Here is a 15988-nt window from a genome sequence, read left to right on the forward strand (position 1 = left end):
GCAAATGATGACTTCAATTGAAGTTAGTGCATCTCCTGACAGCGCTCAATGGCAATCCATTAACTGGAAAGCGGTTAAGCAACATGTATTAAAGCTTCAAATGCGCATTGCAAAAGCAACCCGAGAAGGTAAACACGGCAAGGCGAAAGCATTGCAGTGGATACTTACCCACTCGAAATCAGCAAAATTACTTGCTGTTAAAAGAGTTTCTCAAAATAAAGGCAGCAAAACACCAGGCGTTGACGGCATCATTTGGAACAGTGATGCTCGTTGTATGACTGCGGTGAATAAACTGAGCCGCAAAGGCTATCATGCCAAACCGCTCAGACGTATCTACATCCCCAAGAAAAACGGCAAACTCAGACCTTTAGGCATTCCCTGCATGATAGACAGAGCGCAGCAAGCGCTTCATCTTCTCGCTTTGGAGCCTATTTCGGAAACGGTAGCCGACCTCAATAGCTATGGCTTTCGACCCAACCGAAGCGCAGCAGATGCCATTGCACAGTGCTTCAAATGTTTGTGTATGAAGCGCTCTAGCCAATGGGTTCTTGAGGGTGGCATCAAAGCCTGTTTCGATAAGATTGGTCATCAATGGCTCATCGACAACATTCAATTAGATAAGCGAATGCTGAAACAATGGCTTGGGTGTGGTTATGTTGACAAAGGATTGTTCTACAAAACAGCAGAAGGAACACCGCAAGGCGGGATAATCTCCCCAACGCTGATGTTGCTCACGCTGGCTGGATTAGAGCAGTTGGTTAAGTCTATTGCCTGTAAAACAGGGAATAGAGTCAACTTTATCGGATATGCAGATGATTTTGTTATCACAGGTTCTTCGCAGGAAGTGCTCGTTAATGACATCAAGCCGCAGCTCATTGGTTTTCTACAGGAAAGAGGCTTAACACTCTCTGATGAGAAAACGCACATAACTCATATCGATGATGGTTTTGACTTTCTGGGATTCAATCTTAGAAAGTACAAAGGCAAACTGCTCATTAAACCGAGCAAGAGCAACGTTCTATCATTTTTGAGTAATCTACGTGAATTCATCAGAAAACATCCAACAATCCCCGTTAACGATTTAATCAAAATATTAAATCCGAAACTGAGAGGATGGGCGAACTATTATCGCCACAGTGTTGCTAAGCAAGTTTTCGGTTATGTTGGCCATCAACTTTTCTGGTTGTTATGGCGTTGGGCAGTTAGGCGTCATCCAACTAAAAGTAAAGACTGGGTGAGGCGTAAATATTATTTGGACGGTAAGGGACAATGGCAATTTCATGGTTGGCAGAAAATTGCGAACATGGATTGTCGATTTAACCTTGTCCAAATAGCTCAAACGCTCATAAAAAGACATGTAAAAATCAGGAGTGCAGCGACACCTTGCGACCCCGAACATGAAGCTCACTTAGGTAAGCGAAAGCGGGCAAAGGAAGGTAGAAACTCATGGTTTGAGCCTGTCTTGGCTGCGATGTAGGGTGCTGGGTAACAGAACACGCCTTAGTGGAGGCTTGAGCCGTATGCAGTGAAAGTTGCACGTACGGTTCTTAGGAGGGCGGCACTTGGTAACAAGTGCCGCCTATCCGACAGAAATGGGTTAGACAGACTCTAATGTGGTGGCCAGAATTCATTGTCCACTACAGATAGTTGTAGTTGCTCTTCTAGATCCTGATGAAAGGAACAATGGAAAGGGGATTTATGCTCTAGGGGCTTACCAGAGGGCGTAAAAGTTGATATTGGTGTTGCTTCAAGAGAAGTTAGTGAATTTTTGTATCCTTATCTTGGAAATCATAATTAACTCACATTAAGTTCGAAGCGAGAGCGGTGGTTTATTACACGGTTTGACCCCACTGCCTTGTGTTAGCTACTCACATCACCTAGCTGTTAAACACAAAAATGACACGATGAGGTGTTCTTTTGTATCTTAATCCGATTACGCTAGCTATGGTTATGTATTTTTTTTGAATACGTTAATCCATTTTTTGTATCAATTTTAGGATGCATTTATCATAATCTGCACCCTTAAGTGAATACGAAAAATAAAAACCGTATCTTAAATGTGATACATTTCTTATCAAGCTGTAATCAGAATTCAGTTCATTCTCTGTATGTTTGTATTCATATTCCGATACAAAAATCATATTTGCGTCATCAGATTTGAATACGTAAAGTTGGAAGGTGTATCTGATTTCGGGTACGCTTAAGGCATGAACAATGGGGGGCGAGGTTACTATGTACTCTTTTCAAAGCAATATGCACAAGCAACAACCCGTTAAGAAAACGGTTTTAAGACAGTACAGAGAACTGGTTGATGCAGTTAAGGGAACGCTATTCCCCTCAACACCTAAAGAGGGTTGGATTAGGACAGTAAGAAAAGCTCTTGATATGTCAGGCGCCCAGCTAGGAGATAGAGCTGGCTTGACAAGAAATAGAATTTCAGTCCTTGAAAGGCGTGAGGTTGATGGCGACATAACTCTAAATCAGTTAAAGCAACTAGCTGAAGCTCTAGACTGTGACTTCTCATACACTCTAAAGCCTAAAAAGGCTGTATCTGACACAATGCAAGAGCGTGCGCTTAAGGTTGCGAAAGAAGAGGTAAAGAAAGCATCTAAAAATATGTTTCTAGAGGCGCAATCAGTTAGCAAAGAGAAAGAAAATATCTTAATAAGTGAACTAGCCGAAGAAATTATGCGTGCAGGTGGTCGTAAGCTATGGGGTAAAAATAAGGAATACAAAGTATTTTGAACATTGATGAGCCAGAAGGTGCTACACCGCTTGATCCTGATGATATGGAAGGGTTGAAACACCCACACGTAACAACAAGAGAACAACTTAACGAGCTTGAACAATCCAATATACTAGCAGGCCAGCAATGGGTTAGTGGTATCTCAGGCCTAACGCTGGATTCTATTTTCTCAGCTGAGTTTGTTCTTGCCCTCCATCAAAACCTATTTGGTGATGTTTGGACCTGGGCCGGGACCACTCGAAACAAAGAGTTAAATATAGACTGCGATCCCTTCCAAATCAGGCCCAAGCTCCACAACTTTTTAGAAGATGCTAAGTGCTGGGTAGAGTTCAAACACTTCTCAAATCTAGAGCTCAGCGCACGCATACAGCACAAGCTTGTTGAGATTCATCCTTTCCCAAATGGTAATGGCAGACACTCGCGTTTATTTACCGATGTAGTTCGCATCGTTCTGCTAGAGGAGCCACCAATTAACTGGGCAGAGGGCAACCTAGAGAAAGTGAGCGAAGAGCGCAAAGCTTATATCTCTTGCCTTAAGGAAGCAGACAAAGGTGATTTTACTGCGTTCGTTAAATACCTAGAGAACCTTGGTAACTGACTTAAACAACACTAGTGGATAGTGTTATTCAGACCACTTGAATATAGGCTTTTTCATACTACAAGTAATCCGTCTAAAAGCTAATTTAGCAAAATCGATAACTAACAGTAGACCAACTTAAACTTTAATATGGTCTTACAAGCGCCAAGGAACTGGCTGCTTTCGTCCAAGAGAATAGAATACCTATCTAGCTAACAAGTATCTGGTACTTCGCCCACCCGCCTCAGACTTCACTAGACACCCACCATCGACCAGTGCCGATAAGTGTCTAGTGGCAGTTGCCTTACTTACCTTAGCAACTTTGTGATATTGACTAGTATTAATCCCATCTTCAAAATCTCCATCTAGCATTCGGTTAAGCACTTTGACTTGCTCAGATGTTAATTTAGTTTGGTCAATTCTAAGCCAATAATTGGTTTTGAATAATGCTTCATCTATTCCACAGAGAACATCTGCAAACGTTTCATTCAATATTTCAAGAAACCAAGACAACCAAGGGGTTATATCTAAACCTCCTTTTTGAGTTGTTTCTAGTACCTCGTAATAACGTTTACGGTTAGCTGATATACCCACTGACATAGCATAAAAATGGACAGATTGTTGTTCAGCCTGCGCCAATGCTAAGTCTGTTAATAAGCGTGTAATTCGACCATTCCCATCATCTAAAGGGTGCAAGGTGGCAAACCAAAGATGGCATATTGCCGCTCTAATTAACGGGTCAAGTGCCGTATCTTCTTTAGAGTCATTAAACCAAGTTATAAATGCGTCTAATTCTACATCGAGTATTTCCCTTCCTGGGGCTTCAAAGTGAATTACTGGCCTATCTATTCGCCCCGAAACCACTTGCATTGGATGACTCCCCCTAAGTTGCCCTCCAATAATTGGATTTAATAAAGTATAACCATCAGGAAATAAGCAAGAATGCCAATGAAGTATCCGCTTTTGACTTAAGGGCTCCTTAAGGTTTTCAATCGCATCTAGCATTATTTCAGCAAGACCGTCAGTTTGTATGGTGGTGGGAAACGGCTTATCTTCTGACAACCCCAATTTATTAGCTAAAGATGAACGAACCGAAAAAGCATTTAACTTCTCGCCTTCAATGGCACTTGAATGAACGATATTGGAAATCAGGGTATCTAGTAGACTTTGATTTTGGTCATTACATTGACTAGACATTTTACCTAACAAAATACCTTGGTTTAGCCGAGTTTGCCTTACTAAAGGTACTATTATTTTTTGGTTCCATGTAAAAACAGGCCAACTGTCCTGTTGCCATATCCACATAATTAGCCCCTTTGATTAGTTTATTTATTCATCTAATCAGATTATGATTTATTTAGCGCCTTTATTCAACTCAACATATGATGTGAATAAGATTGTATTCACATCAAAGCATTGATTGAAACAATATCTGTTTCATAATTTTAAGCATAGTAGTAACGGTATAGGCAACTGAACGTTGAGTGGCCTTAGCATCCGTATTGATTGAGTCAAAACGCCAAGAAATAGACTGTTCTCACCAAGCCTTACGGCTATGCAAAACAAACAATAGATAGGTTAATCAAGCTTGGATTTTAAAGGGCGCATAAAGGCTGAGAGGGTAAAAGCGAAAAGCCATTAAAAAATGGCTTTTCGTTTGTCTTCGGTGGGCTGCATTATTAGCAGGGATATCCGAAGCTCATACAATAAATGCTAGATAGGTTTCAGCATCCTGTCAATATACCTAAGCTCTAACTATTGGATGAATTCTGCTCACTGTACGACTTAATTCGAATTTGCATAATTTTTATACATAAACTACATTTTTTATGGGAGAGAGGAAGCCCCCTCTTGGCGAACAGGATCAAATCGCTTTGCGCCCATCATGATTTACTAACACTCAATTTATGGCTTGCCATAAAACGCTTAAACATTAGTCTTTTAACCGTCAGAGAGTGTCGCAAAAATGTATCGACCGAGGCTCTATTTTGTATTGCTCAAAATATTGAGAGGTTGATAGGCACTGTAGGGTTGACTGCGTGGGCTTAGCGCTTAAAGTATTGGTAACTTTTTGCTGATGACTATTATCATTAAAATACAATTACTTATATTTAGAGGTTAGCCCGTGCGTGCTTGGATGATTCGCGAACTTGATATACTGCACAACTTAATCAACAGGTTAGCCCGTGCGTGCTTGGATGATTCGCCTACTGTTAAAACAGTGGGTTCATTACCGTTGGTTAGCCCGTGCGTGCTTGGATGATTCGTCACCTGATACAAATACGCCTTCAACTTTAAAGGTTAGCCCGTGCGTGCTTGGATGATTCGCTACTTCAAAAATGTGACTACGACGTAGAAAAGGTTAGCCCGTGCGTGCTTGGATGATTCGCCCTGATGAAATTCCATAGCCCAAAGCGACAAGGTTAGCCCGTGCGTGCTTGGATGATTCGCTATGCAAGATAGTTCGGAAAGTGGCAATTTCGGTTAGCCCGTGCGTGCTTGGATGATTCGTGGCTATTGTGACCACCAGATTCATATAGTTGATTTGTATTATGCCCAAAAGTACAACACCGACATTTGTTCATAACTTTAATATCACAGCTAATAGGGTCGTTAGAACAGAATTGAACGCACGGTTTAATGCAGCACAGCAATTACAGAATGCATGCCTGAACTCTGCGTTGGAACGTGTTAACGCGATGGTTTTGGATAGTGAGTTTGAAGTTGCACGCAAGCTATCAAAAAAGGCATATAATTTTCCCAAAGATAGTCAAGAGCAAAAAGCCACAAATATGGAGGCTGGTACGCTGTACAAAAAACTCAGAGAGAAGTACTGGTTACAGAAGTACTCCCTTGAGCCTATAGCTGCTAAATGTCGACAAGCTGCACCACATATATATCAACACATTGATAGTCAATCAGCTAAAGCGATAGCTGCGAGGGTTATGAAAACTATTGATAAATATATCAAAAACTATGGCAAAAAAAACAAAAAGGGAAAAAACCTATTTAAACCACACTTCAAACGGTTTGGTACGGTAAATTCAATTGAATCTCTAAACCATGAGCAAGGGATTTTATTTGATCCTGAAACATCTAGGGTAACGTGGAACGCGTGCAGAGCGAATGTTGCAGCGAAAAATTCAGCTTTAACCTTCTTAGTAAACTACGCCGATAAAAAAAGCGAAGACTTGTACGAACATCATGCCTTGAAGCATCGGATTAAATTTTGTCGAATACTGAGAAAAAAATATGGTCGAAATACGGTTTATGTTCTTCAGGTGTGTTTCGAAGGCGCTGCGTATAAACGCCCCAAATTTATTGACCAATCACAGGAAAAAAAAGCCAGAGGAATTGACGTTAATTCTCACACTATCGCAATTGCATCTTCAACAGGAGCGACGTTGCATCCACTTCCAATCGCGAGTGATGGAGCTGCTCTGCTACAAGCTGAGTTATCGTCTATTGACCGTAAATTGAGTCGCTCAAGGATGCTCAGTAATCCAGATTGCTTTAAAGTTGATTCGAAACAGAAAGGAAAGAGGATGACAAACTTCAGTAACAACTATAAAAAGCTATTAATGCGTAAGGCTAGTATAAGTAGAAAACTTGCTGCAGGACGCAAGACTAAGCAAGGCGAACTGGTAAATATTATACTCACAGACAGCTCACACATAAAAATTGAAAAAGTTTGGTACAAAGGTTGGCAAAAAAGTCGATTGGGTAAGGCTATTGGTATGCATGGCCATGGCGCATTGGAGCAGCTACTCAAGCGGCGCTGTACTGAGTTAAACATTGGATTTGAGTACGTAGACCCCTGGAAAACCGCTCTGTCTCAATATTGTCACTTATGCCAATGCAGAACTAAAAAGACACGACAGGGCTGGCATCGTCATACTTGCTGCGCTCAGGACTGGGACAGGGATAAATACAGTGCTTTACTAGTACTATATTGCTCATTTGATGGTAAAAATTGGCACATAGATGACGATTCAGTCCAAGCTGCATTAGCATCCAATCCCGAGTCATTTCAATAACAGATTTGTCATACTAATGGATTGCTAATTTAGCAAAGCCGCTGGAAAGGTTTGTCCAAAAGTGAGTCTGAAAATAACAAACTTTATGATCAAAAATGACGTTGGTTGTTAGATGAATTATCAAATATTGCATTGTTACCGCGCATGACAGCCATAATTTTTTATCAAACTTTAATATAAACGCACAAGAGAAGGGTGGGGGAAAACTGTCTCAAATGGCCATTTTAAGACAAATAAACGTCTCATGGTTAACGAGATTTGCATGTAAGGTATTGAATTTAGTGAGTAAAGCTAGTGTTTTTAAAAACACCTAATAGGCCTAACTATCTATTTATTTTTCTTTTTACTTTGTTGATAGAGAAAATAAGTTATCATCCCAAAACATACTATAGACGCAAAGCCTACAGCGACGAGTGGCATCCAATAATTAACCGTATCAGTAAACATAAGCGTTCTCTCACCTTATCATTCGGGATGTTATTATCATACCACAGTACAAACATCCTCACTGATTTTAGAGCTTAGAGATAGCTAATCATCCAAAGCTTCAAGATACAAGTGGTCAACCTAAAAGTTATGCCTGTTCCGTTTTTCCCTCATTGTTACCTCTAATTACACGCAATTATCTAACTGATGTATAATTACACGCAAGGCAGGTAAATATGTGTAATTTGATTTACGGGTTTATTCCTATTAAATTAATTATTGTCTGAAGGCGAAGCTGACAAATGATATTCTCACTATCACTTCCTTTGTAGTGATGTGATGAATTTGGCCACTATTATAAGAGCATACCGAGCTTATTTATGCCCCCAAATGAGTCAGAATTCTTAAAGTATTCGTTAGACGAAGTACTTTCGTCCTAGATTTTCTAATACTGAGTACATTGTTTCTGGCAACATGATGGGCTGTTTTACTTAAGCAGCACAAATTTACACTGCTCCCTTTTTAAAGATTAACGGATAACAAGCTGTGACGAAGTGAGTCAATACAACACAACACTCCTTAGCTTATTACCCAAAAAAGTTCAAATGTTCAACATCCCCTAATGTAGAATATACTTCCCATCCCAGCGAATAAATAGACAGACTGGACTTCCCAGCTTTTACTAGACCGTTTTCAACTCAGAATAGTACGCTTCTCGAATTGTACAGGTGACACACCACCATTATTCAGTATGACCTAAGTCTTGCTCTTCGTTTTTTGCTTGCACTCGAGCTGTACTACCTTTTAACTCTTCCCTTATTGAGTTTATAGTATGAAAATATAGTTTGTGCTACTATAGTGACAATTATTGCTTTTTTTTAAACTATATTGTCACTATAGTAGCAGGTTTTATGCTTAGTCTCTATACCGCTTTTGATGTTCAAATGGAGTTACGCGACTTTATAAGTCAATCTCGAAAACTAAAGAAGTTATCCGTTGAGGAGTTATCAACTCGCTCCGGGGTGCCCTATGGTACGATTAGAAAGTTTGAAAGCACCGGTAATATTTCACTGAGGCAGTTTTTGATGCTCTATGAAGCTATTGGTGATTTGAACAAAGTCCGTGCCTTGACAAAACCATCTAGTGCCCAGCCCACCAGCATTGAAGAGGTGCTAAAAAATGCTTGATACTCCGTTAAGAGTAAACAGAACCTTTTCCGACGGATCTAAAGCGCTTGTTGGTTCGCTGGCTGAAAATAGAACTGGCACCTACTTTCAGTTTGACGAGCGGTATTTAGCTCAACATTCAGCTTCAATTGCTCCCTTTAATATCAAAGCGGATCTAACCCTGCAAAAAGCCCCCAAGCAACCCCATTACGGTATTCATGGTGTGTTCGGTGACAGTCTTCCTGATGGGTGGGGCTTACACCTTATGGATCGCGTTTTCAGGCAAAATGTTCACAATCAACAACTTATCACCGCATTACAACGGTTGGCTTATATTGGTGACCAATGCCTTGGCGCATTGTCCTATGAACCTGAGATAGAGCTACTTGAGTCTGATCCTAGGGATGTTGAGCTAATAACATTAGGGCAAGAGGCGGTTAAAGAGTTTGAGGGCACAGAATCGAGATTGATTGAGCATCTTATGAATGCGGCTGGTTCTGGTGGTGCTCGCCCTAAACTCAATGTCACTAAAACCAGAGATGGCCAGTTTTCAACACACGAAAATGCCATTGGTGAAAAACTGATTGTGAAATTGACCTCTGAAAAATTCGACTTAAAACATTCAGAGAGCTTGGTGGAATACGCCTATATGCAGATGGCCAGTGATCTGGGCATTGATACACCTAAATTTGAATTGATTGAAGCTGGGGGAGGACGAATGTGGCTACAGCAAACTAGGTTTGATTGTACTCCTAAAGGTAAGCGCCACATGATCTCTGCTTGCGGTTTACTAGACGCTCCCTTTAGGGAGCCATCATTAGATTATGTCGATTTGGTTAAGGCCACTCGAATGCTTTGTGGTGTAGGAGAGGCGAGAAAGCTGGTTAAACGCGCTTTGTTCAACTTTATTACCGTTAACCAAGATGATCACTCTAAAAACTTTGCCTTTTTAGCTGACGATGATGATCAGTGGCAACTATCTCCGTTTTACGACATTGTTTACAGCCCTTCACCATACAAAGAGCATATGACATCTTTTAATGGCAATGGCAGATCACCAAAGCACGCACTCAATATACTGGCTGGACATGCAGGCTACTCAAGTGATAAACCATTACGAGAGATGTTAGAAGAGATCTATCAACAGACCAGAAGTTTTGCTCAAGAAGCAAAAAATCTAGGGATCTCTAATCAATTACTGACGAGTATTGATAACCATATGACAGAAAAGTGGAATAGTCTTCGATAGCATTAATTTTGGTGTAATAAGCTAGATCTCAGTACCACGATATTTAGGCGTGTATATGCAAAATATTAATTGTAATGAGCCAAGAATTGTTCGAGTTGGCTTGATAACAGCATTTTTTTAAACACCTAATAGGCCTAACTATCTATTTAGTGGTGGTTTTGTTTTTTATCGAATGTCATCAACGAATAAATTAATATCCCTAAACAAACAATAAGCGACATCCCAACTGCAACAAAAGGCATCCAGTAGTTTACTGCTCCTGTGAACATTAGGTGGCTCCTAATATGAGTAATTCCATATCTTGATTATAGTATTAGCTCATATACCATTCAAAATTATCAATACTTTTCTTGATTTTTTAGCTCAAACAGCAAAACAAAAGTTGCTGATTTGCTTTGTTGTTATGTTGATTGAAAATTGTGTGAAAGGACTTGAGCACAATTGTGAGAATGTTAGCGTTTTCTATGCTGCTACCAGCGTTTCGCTTAACTCATAAGTGCCTTCTGTTTAGAATGTACATTACTTTAGAGTTGAATAAGATTTTAACACTTTAACTCACTTTTATTACTCCCCGCCCAACTAAGAAATGACATGAAAAAAATACTACTTATTACTATCTGTATGTTACTTACAGCGTGTGGCTCTGATTCTGAGACTCAGAAACCGCTACCGCCTAATGAGGGCACACCGATCTCACCACCTTGTACAGTAGATTGTGGTGATGGTGGTGATAAAAATCCGGGTGGAGGGGAAAGTCCAATCCTACCCGCACCGCTACCACCTGTTGAGGGCACTCCTATTACACCAATTTGTACAGTAGATTGTGGTGATGGTGGTGATAAAAATCCGGGTGGAGGTGATAAACCTCTTACTGATCCAATTTTTGTTCCTGATACTGAAATTATCGGTACGTTGAATAACTATGATTCAGATCGTTCAGCAATAGCTGTTTTAGCTTCTGCCGATGGTGAAGAGTTATTAGCAACATCAACAATAGGACCTGATGGTGAATTCCAGTTTACAGGACTTAACAAAGACCAAGAGTATATTGTATCGGTAAGTCAGTCTGGATATCGATTTAAACATGAAAATGGCGATCTAACTTTTTCGGAATCTAACTTACAAACAGGTTCTTCAACTATTATTTCAACAGGTAAGCATATCACTTTTAATGGTGATGTGATTGATGGCCTAGAACAAGATAAGTTCACTTATTATTGGTCTGAGGATGTAAGTGTCTCAGGAGAGGAGCATTCTTCTTATATTAATGAGCCACTACCAATTGAAATTATTGGCCCTGATTTTAGTGACGTAGATTCACATGCCAGTATTAATCTGGTTAAAATGTTTGGTATCAGTTTACAAGATACAGATGTTAATTGGACACCAGAGCATGCCTATCGATTGCTGGAATCGCTGCTTAGAACTGGTCTTGAAGATTTACCTTCTTTAAGCCAAGAGGATAATACTCGTAGGTTTGAAAGCCACTGGGAATTAACAGATGACTATATTCATAATGATATTGAAATTATCAAACGTGAAGGAATGCCGCCGCTTGTAAGAATTGATAAAGCAAGCTTTACATATGCTTCACCTATGGTTGCGACTGTTGATGGCAAAAAAGGTCGTTTTTTCTCAAACAGATTATTTAAAGCAGGTGTGCGATTTTTAACTGATAACGGAAATGATATCGTTTTGGCGGCAGATATCATAAAACGCCGTTATGGGATTAAGATTGCTACAGATGAATATTTTGAAGGCCTATATGAGACTGTACCAGTTATCGATGAAGATCGTTCAGCAGGAATTTGGCAGATGTTTCAGCCTTCTGAATTAATCGAAATCATTGCTATGTTCGAGGAATTTCCATCAGGCATGCAAGATATAAGCTTTCCGAATGATGATGGTGGTCTTCGTTACTTATTAAGGCGTCGAAATGGATTGCTTCACCCTTTATACGAGCAAGCTGCGGCAGTAGCTTGGACTTCTGCAAACTATATTGAGTATATGGAATCAGCCTTTGATCAGGGCGCGGTTGCAGATGTTCAACGTTTAATCATTCATGAAAAAGCGCACTTTATGTGGGACTTTGTTTTTAGTACAGAGTTAAAATATGAGTGGTTAAAGCAATCTGGTTGGTATATGCCAGGAGATGGCGATGCTGATTGTGCTGGATGGGCGGAAGATCGTCATAAATGGACGCCACACAATGTAGATCCTATTACATTGGAAGAAAAAACAGAAACTCATGATCATCAGCCGCTTCAAGGTGAACCGGTTATAGAGAAAGCTTGGGCATCTTGTAGCACAACAGAGTTCGTGACAGCGTATGCCGCCAAACTTAATCCAAATGAAGACATGGCAGAGAGCCTTGCTTTCTTTTTGACAAACCCAGATATGCTCCGCTCAAGATCCTTGCCTAAATATGAGTTTATCCGCGACTATATTATGCAGGGCACAATATATCTAAGTGTTATCCGTCCAGATTTAACTTTTGAAGTTCTTAATTTATACCCAGACTATATTTATCCTGGGAAAATTAATGAGGTGAGTATCACTGTTGATGGTGGCCCCTCTGATGATAAACAAGTTAAGGTTAAACTTGGGTTACATGTCAATGAAGATTGTGGTGATGTTGATGATAAGTATTGTTTTGACGGTGCCGCCAAAGCTTACATGCGTTTAATAAGCCCTATTGGAACTTATCGTGACCAATATTTCTCACCTGTGAACGGGAGTGTGGACTCAGAATTATATGCTGAGTTCACACTGCCATCGATGGCTGCATCTGGCTGGTGGACACCAGCAGAAATTGTCGTGACAGATCAGGTTGGTAATCGACGTATTGAAAAGTTCAGTAGTTCAGATTATGGCTGGCGTTTATATGTCAATAACCCTGATGCTGACTATACGCCGCCTGAATATGTCGCAAATAGTATGAACTTGAAATTGTATAACCATGAGTCGGAAAATATTCCGTTTGAGATAGCTGATGATGAACAGATATTACAGATGTCATGGTTAATCAATGAAGATCGTTCAATGGAAGATGGTAACTGCTTTACCAGGGTTGCCAATATTGATGCAGATAGGGAATGGGGATTATATAGTAATGATCTATATACCTATGATGTTCCGCGTGTTGATGTTCCTGGTGCGACACATTTATGCGAGATTAACTGGCTAGTTACCCGTTTCATTGCGCCTGGAGAGTATTCTCCAGCGTATGTAAATATGAAAGACAGTGCATTCAATCATGGCAGAGCTGATTTTTCGTTCGATCATCCAACATACGAAAGTCCTGTTTCGCTTTGGCTTGGGGGAAGTACACCAGATGTTGAAGCGCCAATTGTAGATGCACAAGCTTGTGCAACTGATGATTTGGAGGAGCGTTGCCTGAGAATCGTTGGCGAGCCATTAAATCCTGAAAATCCTAATGGTGAAACACGTGTGCGGATCTATTACTGGGCATACGAAGATCAACCTTTATCTCATGCATCAGGACTTGCAATTTCTGGTATTCGTTTAAGAAATCCACAAGGTCAAGAGTTTCATTATTGGCATGGTGACTCATCTTCGGGCTTAGCGGGTTACACACCAAATAAGAATGCTAGGTATTTTACCTGTCATGAGCATGCTCAGGAAACAATGGAAGAGTGTGATGCCACAACGCCAATCCAGTATATTTTTGAAACTATTCTTCCTGTAGGTTCAGCACCTGGTACTTGGGGATTGACTGAATTAAATGTCGAAGATTTTGCGGGTAATAAAAATAACTATGGCTTTACTGAAAATTTAAGATTTGAAGTGGACTAAAGTTAAGCCATTAAGTTTTCGTTATTAATCTAGTTGAGCGGCCAAATTAAATTGGCCGCTTTTTTGTGGGTAATATATATGTACTGGTCAACCCAAACTGGACACTTTTAGTTGAGAATTTTCAAACGCTACTGGTGACAGATCACCATTAGCGGAATGTAGCCGTTCTAAGTTGTAATGTTTCATATAAGTAGCCACGTCTTTTCGAGACTGTTACACCCTCCCAGATTTCTTCATCCACTACAGATAGCAGCACTACATAATCACCATTTTATATTTTTGAATTCTTTAAATACCAGTAAGGCTGCACCAAATCACTTTGCTGCTTTGATTTAACCCACAAAATCCAATAAAGATTGCTGTGGCTTAAAAATGTCACAATTAGATGAGTAAATGCGCGGGCTTTTCGTATATAATTTGCCTCCACTTGAAAAAGTGACCTTACTTTTGTTTTATACCAACATGGACTGTTGGTTTTGGAGTTGTTATGTCTCGTAAATATTTTGGCACTGATGGTGTGCGAGGAAAGGTGGGTGAGTTTCCGATTAACCCGTCTTTTGCGATGAAATTAGGTTGGGCTGCTGGGACGGTTTTAGCGTCAGCAGGCACCAAAGAAGTCATTATTGGTAAAGATACTCGTATTAGTGGTTACATGTTAGAAACCGCCATGGAAGCAGGCTTTTCTGCAGCAGGGATTAATATTGCTTTGGTTGGCCCAATGCCAACACCGGCTATCGCGTATTTAACTTCGACTTTTAGAGCTGATGCAGGTGTGGTGATCAGTGCATCACACAATCCGTATTACGATAACGGCATCAAGCTGTTCTCAAACTCGGGTACCAAGCTTAACGATGCTCAAGAATTAGAAATTGAACACTTACTTGATCAAGCCATTAATCATGGCGCAATGTCGTGTGTGGACTCGGCAAAGCTCGGTAAAGTTCGCCGTATTGCTGATGCTGCTGGGCGTTATATTGAGTTTTGTAAAGGGACGTTTGATAAAAATAAATCCCTTGCGGGTTTGAAAATCGTCGTTGATTCGGCTAATGGCGCAGCGTATCACATCGCTAAAGAAGTGTATGCTGAGCTCGGCGCTGAAGTGATCAGCATTAATGATAAACCAGATGGGTTAAACATTAATGAGCGCTGCGGCGCAACTCACCTTGATAGCCTGCAAACTGCAGTGATGGTACATGAAGCTGATTTAGGGATTGCCTTAGATGGCGATGCTGACAGGGTGTTGTTTGTTGATCATAACGGCCATGTGGTTGATGGCGATGAAATCATCTTTATTTTAGCGCAATCGTTTCAACAAGCTGGTGAGTTAAACGGTGGCGTTGTTGGTACCTTGATGTCAAACCTAGGTTTAGAGCTGGCGTTAAAAGAGATGGATATTCCCTTTATTCGCGCTAAAGTAGGCGATCGCTACGTGGTTGAGCAGCTTAAAGAAACCGGTTGGCTATTAGGCGGCGAAGGCTCAGGCCATATCTTAAGCCTTAAACATACCACCACGGGTGATGGTATTGTGGCATCGCTGCAAGTGCTTGATGCTGTAATTGAGTCAGGTAAAAGCTTAGCTGAAGTTAAGTCAGGTATGACAAAACTGCCGCAAGTGCTGATCAATGTGCGCTTAAGTGCCAACAACGCCGATGAAATTATTGCCTCTGATGCCGTGCAGCAAGCAGTAACAGCTGCTGAGCAAGTGATGGGTGATAATGGCCGTGTGTTATTGCGTAAATCGGGTACTGAGCCATTAATCCGTGTAATGGTTGAATCAACCGATGCGGATATGACCCAAACCCAGGCGCAATCAATTGCGGATGTGGTTAAAGCGGCAAGTTAATAATTTGTCTTATCAATCAGGGTAGATTTATCTATGCTATTAAATGCCAGAGTATTGATACTCTGGCATTTTTGTTATGCGTGAGACATCAATTTCTATTGATAATTGGCGTATAATACCTTTAAAGC

General features: G+C 40.6%; 9 protein-coding genes, 1 pseudogene and 1 CRISPR repeat array. Of the genes and pseudogenes, 8 read left to right on the forward strand and 2 right to left on the reverse strand.

Translation table 11 applies throughout. The features are described from left to right. Positions 1–4 precede the first annotated feature (4 nt). From ltrA to AB4140_RS04810, 3 genes are all read left to right on the forward strand, one after another. Complete coding sequence (gene ltrA, locus AB4140_RS04800) at positions 5–1477, forward strand: group II intron reverse transcriptase/maturase (protein ID WP_371999998.1); 1473 nt, start codon at positions 5–7, stop codon at positions 1475–1477. Between the two features lie 755 nt (positions 1478–2232). Then, entirely contained in the window at positions 2233–2745 is a 513-nt protein-coding gene (locus AB4140_RS04805) for a mobile mystery protein A (protein WP_372000000.1), read from the forward strand. Next, positions 2742–3344 (forward strand): mobile mystery protein B, encoded by a 603-nt coding sequence (locus AB4140_RS04810; RefSeq protein WP_372000002.1) that lies wholly within the window; start codon positions 2742–2744, stop codon positions 3342–3344. The genes AB4140_RS04805 and AB4140_RS04810 overlap by 4 nt, the downstream gene beginning before the upstream one ends. Before the next feature lie 183 nt (positions 3345–3527). Here the strand turns inward: AB4140_RS04810 and AB4140_RS04815 are convergent, their stop codons facing one another. Further along, positions 3528–4628: a Fic family protein gene (locus AB4140_RS04815; RefSeq protein ID WP_372000004.1), complete on the reverse strand. Its 1101-nt coding sequence runs from the start codon at positions 4626–4628 to the stop codon at positions 3528–3530. Between the two features lie 811 nt (positions 4629–5439). Then, positions 5440–5834: direct repeats of the CRISPR family, unit length 29 nt; unit sequence GGTTAGCCCGTGCGTGCTTGGATGATTCG. Positions 5835–5875: 41 nt separating this feature from the next. Here AB4140_RS04815 and AB4140_RS04820 point away from each other — a divergent pair. The 4 genes from AB4140_RS04820 to AB4140_RS04835 all read left to right on the forward strand — a co-directional run bounded on the left by AB4140_RS04820 (position 5876) and on the right by AB4140_RS04835 (position 14017). After that, positions 5876–7360 (forward strand): zinc ribbon domain-containing protein, encoded by a 1485-nt coding sequence (locus AB4140_RS04820; RefSeq protein WP_372000006.1) that lies wholly within the window; start codon positions 5876–5878, stop codon positions 7358–7360. Between the two features lie 1337 nt (positions 7361–8697). Further along, on the forward strand, positions 8698–8973 hold the full coding sequence (locus AB4140_RS04825) for a transcriptional regulator (RefSeq protein WP_372000007.1): 276 nt from the start codon (positions 8698–8700) through the stop codon (positions 8971–8973). After that, on the forward strand, positions 8966–10201 hold the full coding sequence (locus tag AB4140_RS04830) for a type II toxin-antitoxin system HipA family toxin (protein ID WP_372000009.1): 1236 nt from the start codon (positions 8966–8968) through the stop codon (positions 10199–10201). Before AB4140_RS04825 ends, AB4140_RS04830 begins: the two co-directional genes overlap by 8 nt. 591 nt (positions 10202–10792) lie before the next feature. Further along, entirely contained in the window at positions 10793–14017 is a 3225-nt protein-coding gene (locus tag AB4140_RS04835) for a hypothetical protein (protein ID WP_372000011.1), read from the forward strand. A gap of 87 nt (positions 14018–14104) precedes the next feature. Here the strand turns inward: AB4140_RS04835 and AB4140_RS04840 are convergent. After that, positions 14105–14224 (reverse strand): annotated as a pseudogene (locus AB4140_RS04840) (IS3 family transposase); the annotation flags it as partial. A 280-nt stretch (positions 14225–14504) separates the two neighbouring features. Here AB4140_RS04840 and glmM point away from each other — a divergent pair. Then, positions 14505–15860: a phosphoglucosamine mutase gene (gene glmM, locus AB4140_RS04845; protein ID WP_372000013.1), complete on the forward strand. Its 1356-nt coding sequence runs from the start codon at positions 14505–14507 to the stop codon at positions 15858–15860. Positions 15861–15988 lie beyond the last annotated feature (128 nt).

Origin of the sequence: Shewanella sp. 10N.286.51.B2 (assembly GCF_041469265.1) — a bacterium.
GTDB lineage: Bacteria > Pseudomonadota > Gammaproteobacteria > Enterobacterales > Shewanellaceae > Shewanella.